This window comes from Candidatus Accumulibacter vicinus (assembly GCF_000584955.1).
Classification (GTDB): domain Bacteria; phylum Pseudomonadota; class Gammaproteobacteria; order Burkholderiales; family Rhodocyclaceae; genus Accumulibacter; species Accumulibacter vicinus.
Genome location: NZ_JDSS02000013.1, coordinates 62,624 through 70,439, shown reverse-complemented (window position 1 = coordinate 70,439; position 7,816 = coordinate 62,624). Strand labels below are relative to the sequence as shown.

Genomic DNA, 7,816 nt, shown 5'->3' with positions numbered 1-7,816 from the left:
CGCCAGCCGATGCCCGAGGCACCCGGCCGCCCAGCCCTCGTAGCGCACCAGCCAGGCGGGGAGTGGCTGATCGGCGACCGGCTGGAGCAGGTAGGCGGCCATCATCGGCGTCAGCAGACGGGCGACGACCAGCGAGAAGAACACCGCGATGGCCGCGGTCCACCCGAACTGGACGAAGAATTTGCCGGCCACGCCGCTCATGAAGGCGGTCGGCAGGAAGACGGCGATCAGCGTGAAGGTGGTGGCGATGACCGCGAGGCCGATCTCGTCGGCGGCCTCCATCGCGGCCTGGAACGGCGCCTTGCCCATGCGCAGGTGGCGCATGATGTTCTCGATCTCGACGATGGCGTCATCGACCAGGATGCCGACCACCAGCGACAGCGACAACGCCGTCACCACGTTGAAGGTGAATCCCATCAGGTACATCACCGCGAAGGTCGGGATCACCGACAGCGGCAGCGCCGTGGCCGAAACGAAGGTCGCCCGCCAGTCGCGCAGGAAGAGCCAGACGACGATGACGGCGAGAATGGCGCCCTCGATCAGCAGCACCATCGACCCCTCGTAGTTCTCGATCACCGGGTCGACGAAGTTGAAGGCCTCGGTCATCGTGATGTCCGGGTATTCGGCGTGCAGCTTTTCCAGCGCCCTGCGCACTCCCTCCGCCACCTCGACCTCGCCGGCGCCGCGGCTGCGCGTGATCTCGAAGCCGACCACCGGCCGGCCGTCGAGCAGCGCCGCCGAGCGCGGCTCGCCGACCGTGTCGGACACGGTCGCTACCTGATCGAGGCGGATGCGGCGGCCGTCGGCAAGCACGATATCCAGCGTCGCCAGTTCCTCGGCCGACTGCACGGTGGCGATGGTGCGCACCGACTGCTCGATGCCGCCGATGTCGGCGCGCCCGCCCGAGGCTTCCTGCTGGATGCGGCGCAACTGGCGCGAGAAGTCGGCGGCGGTGGCGTTGAGCGCCAGCAGGCGGGCCGGGTCGAGCTCGACGCGGACTTCGCGCGTCACCCCACCGACGCGGGCAACCGCGCCGACCCCGCGCACGGCGAGCATGGCCCTGGCGACGGTGTTGTCCACGAACCAGGAGAGCGCCTCGTCGTCCATGCGCTGCGAGGCCACCGTATAGGTCAGGATCGGCGCTCCGGCAACGCTGAGGCGTCCGATCACCGGGTCTTGCAGATCACCCGGCAGGTCGGAGCGGATGCGCGAGACCGCATCGCGCACGTCGTCGACCGCTTCCTGCACCGGTTTTTCGAGGCGAAACTCGACGGTCACCGTCGCCGTGCCGTCCTGGACCTTGGTATAGATGTGCTTGATGCCCTGCACGGTGGCGACCGAGTTCTCGATCTTGCGTGCGACCTCGGTCTCCATCTGCGCCGGTGCGGCGCCAGGCAGCGTCGCGGTGACGGTCACCGTCGGCAGGTCGATGTCCATGAACTGCTGGATCTTCATCGCCCGGAAGGCGAGGATGCCGGCCAGCGTGAGCAGGATGAACAGGAGGATCGCCGGAATCGGGTTACGGATCGACCAGGCCGAAACGTTCATTTCGCGGCGGCCGCGACGACGCGCACCGGGTCGCCGTCGGCGAGAAAGCCGCCACCGGTCGCCACCACGCGCGCCTGCGGGTCGAGGCCGGAAACAATCTCGATGCGCTCGCCGACGCGTCGCCCGGTCGCGACCTTGGCCTGGGCGACGCGCGCCTGTTCGCCGTCGCCCTCGAGGCGGAAGACATAGGCGAAGCCGTCGCGCAGGACGACCGCCGACTGCGGCAGGGTCAGGGCCGGGGCGCGGCCGAGCTCGAATTCGCCGCGCGCGAACATGCCGGCGCGCACGGCTGCGGCTGACGCCGGAAGGTCGACGAAAACCAGTCCGTTGCGCGTCTGCGGGTCGACGCTCGGTGCGACGCGCCGCACGCTGCCGCGCACCGCCGTGCCATCCGGCCCGGTCAGCGTCGCCGCCCCGCCCGGTGCCACGCGGGCAAGGTCGGCGGCCGGCACCTCGGCGCGCCATTCCAGGCGCCCGCCGCGGATCAGGCGGAACAGTTCCTGCCCGGTTTGGGTCAGCGAGCCGACGGTCGCGTCGCGTGCCGAGATCACGCCGTCATCAGGGGCCAGCACGCGTGTCTTGCCCAGCTTCAGCTCGGCTGCCTGCTGGCGGGCGCGGGCAGCGGCAAGGCGCGAACTGGCGGTGTGCTCGGCGGTCTGGTACTGGGTATGCAACTGGGCGCTGTAGAAGCCCTGCTCGCGCAGTTCCTTCGCACGCACGGCGTTGGCCCTGGCCTCGGCAGCGCTCGCTGCCAGTTCGGCGACGGCGGCGCGCGCCTCGGCCGCTTCGCTGGCCACCGTATCGTCGGCAATGCGGGCGAGCACCTGGCCTTTCCTGACGATGTCGCCGACATCGGTCTCGACGGCGGTGATGCGGTAGTTGGCGATCTCGGCACCGATCACCGCTTCCTGCCAGGCGACGACGTTGCCGTTGGCGGTCAGCGTGCGCGGCCAGTCTTCGTTCTGCGGGGCGACGGCAGTCACCGTCAGCGCCGGCTTGCCGGCCAGCGCCGCGGCCCTGGGCGCGGGTGCCTCGCCGCAGGCGGCGAGGGCGAGGGCGAGGAGGAGGAGGAGGTGGGCGGCTGGCTTCAGCATGTTGATATTGTTGACCGAAGAGTCAGCATTGAAAACCCCCGAGCCGGATGGCTCCCCGGCATTTTCCGATCGCTCGGACGCCCTACCGCCCGGACAACAACCGTACCCGCACTCGCCCCTTGCTCAGATGCGCGGTGAGCAGTTTGTAGGTATCCCGGTCGAACCGCCCCTGAACCGACTGACCCAGCAGGATTTCCTGGATCTCGGCCTCGCTGCGCGCGCTGCCCAGGTGCCGCCAGCCGTTCACGACGTGGACTTCCTCCACTTCCCGCAACTCGTCCCGCTCGACGACGCCGATCGCTCCGGGGTAGGGCCAGGCGGTGAGCTTCAGCTTCATCAGCGCCGACAACATGCGAGCGCTGTGTACGCCGAGGGCTTCCTTGCCTACGCAGGCGCCCCGGCAATGCTTGACCTGGTGGGCAAAGCAGGGGCGTCCGGGGCGGGCGGGTTTTTCCAGTCCGAGGATTATCGGGCACAGTTCATGCGCTGCAGCCATCTTGCGCAGAGTTTCGGTGGCTTCCCGCCGGTTGGCAAAGAGGCCAAAAAGGTCTTCCGAGCGCACGAAATCGGCAGTCTGGCCGCTGACCAGTCTGAGCCGGCAATCGCCGGGCGCCACCTGCACCAACTGCCAGGTGCACAGGTCCGAAGAGCGGCGCAAGCGACGATTGTGAATCGGCTGGCATTCCTTGACCAGTCGCGATTCCAGCAGCAGGGCGCCGAGTTCTCCGACCGTCTCATGCCAGTCCATGCGGCGCACTGCCTGGCTGAGGCGCATCTCCTTGTACTCACGCAGGTCAGACGCGAAGTGAGTCCGTACGCGCTGACGCAGGTTGACGCTTTTCCCCACGTACAGAAGCGCGTCGTTGTCGCCGTAGAACAGGTACACCCCGGCGGATTCGGGCAGATCGTCGAGCAGGGCAGAATCCAGGTGGGGCGGCAGGCTGGGGCGCTTGATCTGCTGACGGATGGCCTCGGCGAGAGCCTCTTCGCCGCGATCCCGTTTCAACACGCACCAGAACTGCCAAAGCAGGTGGGCATCGGCGAAGGGTCCGTAGCGGTCGCCCGTCGTCAAATCATGACGGACGATGAGGCTGTCCAGGTTGTGTTTCTGATATTCCGGGAAGAGCTTGCGAGACAGGCGCACAGTACACAACACGTCGGCCCGGAAGGACTTCCCCAGACGCTGGTATTCGCTCTTGACGAAACCATAGTTGAAGCGGGCATGGTGGGCAATGAACAGACGCCCATGCAGGCGATTGGCGAGTTCTTTTGCGATCTGGGCGAAGATGGGGGCGTCGACCACCCTTTCGTTGCGGATACCGCTGAGTTGCTCGATGAATTGAGGGATCGGCCGCTGTGGGTTGACCAGGGTGCTCCAGGTCGAGAGCTGGTCACCCTCTGCTTCCAGCACGGTGATCCTTGTGATGCGGTCCCGTACCGGATTGGACCCGGTGGTTTCCAGGTCGATGAAGGCAAGCCGCGCGGGAATCACGAGGTCAAGCCCGGTGCGCGGCAGATCGACCCGTTCAGCGATCTCCTTGCCATGGTGGGCCCTGTAGATGCGAGATAACGGGCAGGCGCCGTCATGGCGGGCATCCCGACAAAGCGCTCGACCGTCGACTCGCGTTCTTCCAGCGAATCGCCATCAAACATCCATAGCCTGGGATCCCACAAGCCCGCGACCCCGGCCTGCTGCCAGCGTCCCACTTTGGCACGGAAGTCGGCGTGGCGAGCGGTGAAATACTGGGCACCGTGGTCGCATTGCCAGTCGTCGCCTCGACGGGTGCTCATCCGTCCGCCCGGGCCGCGACTCTTGTCGAACAGACTGACGTCCACCATCTCCACTCCGATCACCACTCGCCAATATCTGCCAGCCAGAATCAGTGCGACCAGGTGCCATGGTGTTGCTGGAATGAGGTTCCAGGGGGAGTGTGCTCACCGTCAATGGTGCCGACCTGCCGTGTGGTCCATGTGGTTGGCTCGCGGCTCCCTGGGACCATACATCTGCTCGAAGGCCTCGGCCGCTTTTTTGACCGACCCGAAGAAATCCCCGCGACCGATTTCCTCGGAAAGTCCAACCTTGGCAAGTTCTTCGAGGAATGGCCGTGGCGCATCGGCAATCTTGACATCCACCCCGTCCTCGGCCAGCTCCCGGTGCAATTCGGCAAAGCGTTGAGCAGCGGTGACGTCCATGTCGTGAATCGCCTGTGCGTCGATCACCAGCCACTTGACCGGATGATCGGCCTCGTCGACCAGTGTCCGGATGCGCGTCATCACATGCCGAGCATTGGCAAAGATCAACGGTGCGTAAAGCCGATAAACCAGCAGGCCAGGGACGCTTTCCGCCTCTTCGTCACCCATGCAATGGTGGAATTTGCCATCGCTGACCAAGCGGCGAAGAACGGCATCGTCGGGACGTGAGACTTCTACGAGCACCGAAATCAGCGATAGCAGCAAACCGAGAATGATCCCCGGCACCACCCCCGCGATCAGGATCGCCATGGTCACGCCCATGGCAATACCGAACTCGACCCGATCGACCTTGTACAGGCGTGTGAGCGGCGCCACTTCGAGCATTCCGAAGGCGGTCACGATCAGAATCGCACCCAGCGCCACCTTCGGCAACAGGGCAATCAAGCCGGTCAGAAAGAACAGGAACAGCAGCAAGCCCACCGCGACCAGCAACTGTGCCACCTGCGACTTGCCGCCGGCCGAATCGACGATCGAGGTCCGTGACTGGCTGGCGGACACAGGAAAACCCTGCCACAAGCCGGCCAGGATGTTGGCCGAGCCGAGGGCAACCAGTTCGCGATTCGGGCGCACTTCATAACCATTTTTCTCGGCAAAGGTCTGTGCCAGCAGAATTCCGTCCGAAAAGGCCAGAAAGGCAATCGCGACTGCGGCCGGGGCAAGCGCCGAGATGTCCGACCAATGAAACGTCGGGATCGTCAGGCTGGGAACACCCGAAGGTACGTTGCCGACCAGTGCCACCCCGTAACTGCCGAGGTCGAAGGCGAAGGAGACGGTAATCGCTACCGCGCAGACTGCCAGTGCGCCGGGGACGCGCGGAAACCAGCGCGCCAGTCCGATCAGCAGGCCAACCAGCAAGACGCCGAATACGAAGGTCGGCAGATGCGTCTGCGCCAGTTGCGCAATGATCGTAAAGACCAGCTCGAAGAATTCCTCGCCCTCGGTCTTGATGCGGAACATCTTGCCAAGCTGGGTGGCGATCAGGACCAGCGAAGCGCCGTTGAGGTAGCCAATCAATACCGGGCGCGACAACAGGTCGGCAATGACGCCCAGCTTGAGGCGTGCGGCAAGCAGCAACACCCCTCCCGAAAGTATGCCGAGGATGGCCGCGAGGGAGACGATTCGCGACGGATCGCCTGCCGCCAGCGGCAGGATCGCCGAACCGGCCAGCAGTCCGATGGCGGCATCCGGTCCGGCGATGACGTGACGCGAACTGGAAAACAGGGCATAGCCGATGGCCGCCGCGAGCGCCGCGTACAGTCCCGTAATCGGGGGCAGATGCACCAGTTCGGCATAGGCGATGACCGACGGAATCGAGACGACACAGGCCGAAAGCCCGGCGATCGTATCCTTGCTGAGCCAGGCCAGCCGGTACTCTCTCAGGGTCGAGAGCAGCGGCAGACCAGACAGCAGGTACTTGAGAAAATGCGCAGGATTCATCGGCGTAGCTCCGGGCAGAATGGCAAAATATGGGGAAACCCAGGGTTCCCCGCAGAGTGAATGGGGCAGTTCCGGCCCCCATCAACAATGAACCCAGCCCGCTGCCTGAACAGCAGCCGCCCGCAAAAGATCGTCGCAACGATCGGGCCGATCAGCAACAGGACGATGACGAGTTTCATTTTCTTGCCTGGTTCACGGCGTCAGATCGTGCTGAAGCAGAGATATTTGATCTCGAGGTATTCGTCGAGCCCATGCTTCGATCCCTCGCGGCCGATGCCGGACTGCTTGACACCGCCGAAAGGGGCCACCTCGTTCGAGATCAGACCGGTGTTGATGCCGACCATGCCGTATTCGAGCGCTTCGCCCACGCGCAGGCAGCGCGCGACATCGCGGGTATAGAAATAGGCCGCGAGACCAAACTCGGTATCGTTGGCCATATGGATTGCCTGGGCCTCGCTGGAGAACCTGAACACCGGCGCCACCGGACCAAAGGTCTCTTCGCGCGCAATGCGCATGCTCGGCGTCACGTCGGCCAGCACCGTCGGTGTGAAGAAGTTGCCGCCAAGCGCGTGCCGGCTACCGCCGATGAGCACGCGCGCGCCGCCGGCGACGGCATCGGCGATATGTTCCTCGACCTTGGCCAGCGCCGCAGCATCGATCAGCGGTCCCTGCAGGGTGCTTTCATCGCAACCCGGTCCGACCTTGAGCGACTGCACACTCCTGCTCAGCGCTTCGACGAAGCGATCGTAGATGCCGTCCTGGACCAGCAGCCGGTTGGCGCAGACGCAGGTCTGACCGGTGTTGCGATATTTGGCGACGATCGCTCCTGCCACCGCTGCGGTGACATCGGCGTCGTCGAAAACGATGAACGGCGCATTGCCGCCAAGTTCGAGCGAGAGTTTCTTGATCGTCGGCGCGCACTGCGCCATCAACAGGCGACCGACCTCGGTCGAACCGGTGAACGAGAGCTTGCGCACCACCGGGCTGGCCGTCAGCGCGCCGCCGATCGCCGCCGGGTCCCCGGTCAACACATTGAACACCCCTGCCGGCAGCGCCGCGTCGTGCGCCAGACGCGCCAGCGCCAGTGCCGTCAGCGGCGTCTGCTCGGCGGGTTTGACCACCACCGTGCAACCGGCGGCAAGCGCTGGCGCGACCTTGCGGGTGATCATCGCCAGCGGAAAGTTCCAGGGCGTGATCGCCGCACAGACCCCGACCGGCTGGCGAATGGTCAGCAAGCGCCGGTCATTGGCCGGACTCGGAATCGATTCGCCGTAGGCGCGCTTGCCTTCCTCGGCAAACCATTCGACGAAGGCGGCGCCGTAAGCCACTTCGCCACGCGCCTCGGCAATCGGCTTGCCACATTCGGCGGTCATCAGCTGCGCGAGATCTTCGGCGTTGGCGACGATCAGTTCATGCCAGTGGCGCAGGACGGTCGCCCGCTGCCTGGCCGTCTGCGCCTGCCAGGCCGGCAGCGCCGCGGCCGA

7 protein-coding genes are annotated in these 7,816 nt (G+C 65.5%); all 7 read right to left on the bottom strand.

All coding sequences use genetic code 11. The features are described from left to right. Window positions 1–1,548 (bottom strand): efflux RND transporter permease subunit (locus CAPSK01_RS21710; protein WP_034922644.1); only part of this gene is annotated, 1,548 nt, incomplete at its 3' end. Then, window positions 1,545–2,642, bottom strand: coding sequence for an efflux RND transporter periplasmic adaptor subunit (locus CAPSK01_RS03580; protein ID WP_034922642.1), 1,098 nt, complete (start codon window positions 2,640–2,642; stop codon window positions 1,545–1,547). The genes CAPSK01_RS21710 and CAPSK01_RS03580, both read right to left, overlap by 4 nt. Window positions 2,643–2,724: 82 nt before the next feature. Continuing rightward, window positions 2,725–4,134: a 3'-5' exonuclease family protein gene (locus CAPSK01_RS03575; RefSeq protein WP_034922640.1), complete on the bottom strand. Its 1,410-nt coding sequence runs from the start codon at window positions 4,132–4,134 to the stop codon at window positions 2,725–2,727. Beyond that, window positions 4,131–4,481, bottom strand: coding sequence for an NAD(P)-binding protein (locus CAPSK01_RS03570; RefSeq protein ID WP_034922638.1), 351 nt, complete (start codon window positions 4,479–4,481; stop codon window positions 4,131–4,133). The genes CAPSK01_RS03575 and CAPSK01_RS03570 overlap by 4 nt, the downstream gene beginning before the upstream one ends. A gap of 102 nt (window positions 4,482–4,583) precedes the next feature. Beyond that, entirely contained in the window at window positions 4,584–6,332 is a 1,749-nt protein-coding gene (locus CAPSK01_RS03565; RefSeq protein ID WP_273703022.1) for a SulP family inorganic anion transporter, read from the bottom strand. Further along, window positions 6,329–6,511, bottom strand: coding sequence for a hypothetical protein (locus CAPSK01_RS03560; protein WP_034922636.1), 183 nt, complete (start codon window positions 6,509–6,511; stop codon window positions 6,329–6,331). Before CAPSK01_RS03560 ends, CAPSK01_RS03565 begins: the two co-directional genes overlap by 4 nt. A 21-nt stretch (window positions 6,512–6,532) precedes the next feature. Beyond that, on the bottom strand, window positions 6,533–7,816 hold a 1,284-nt coding region (locus tag CAPSK01_RS03555), incomplete at its 5' end, for an NAD-dependent succinate-semialdehyde dehydrogenase (protein ID WP_034922634.1).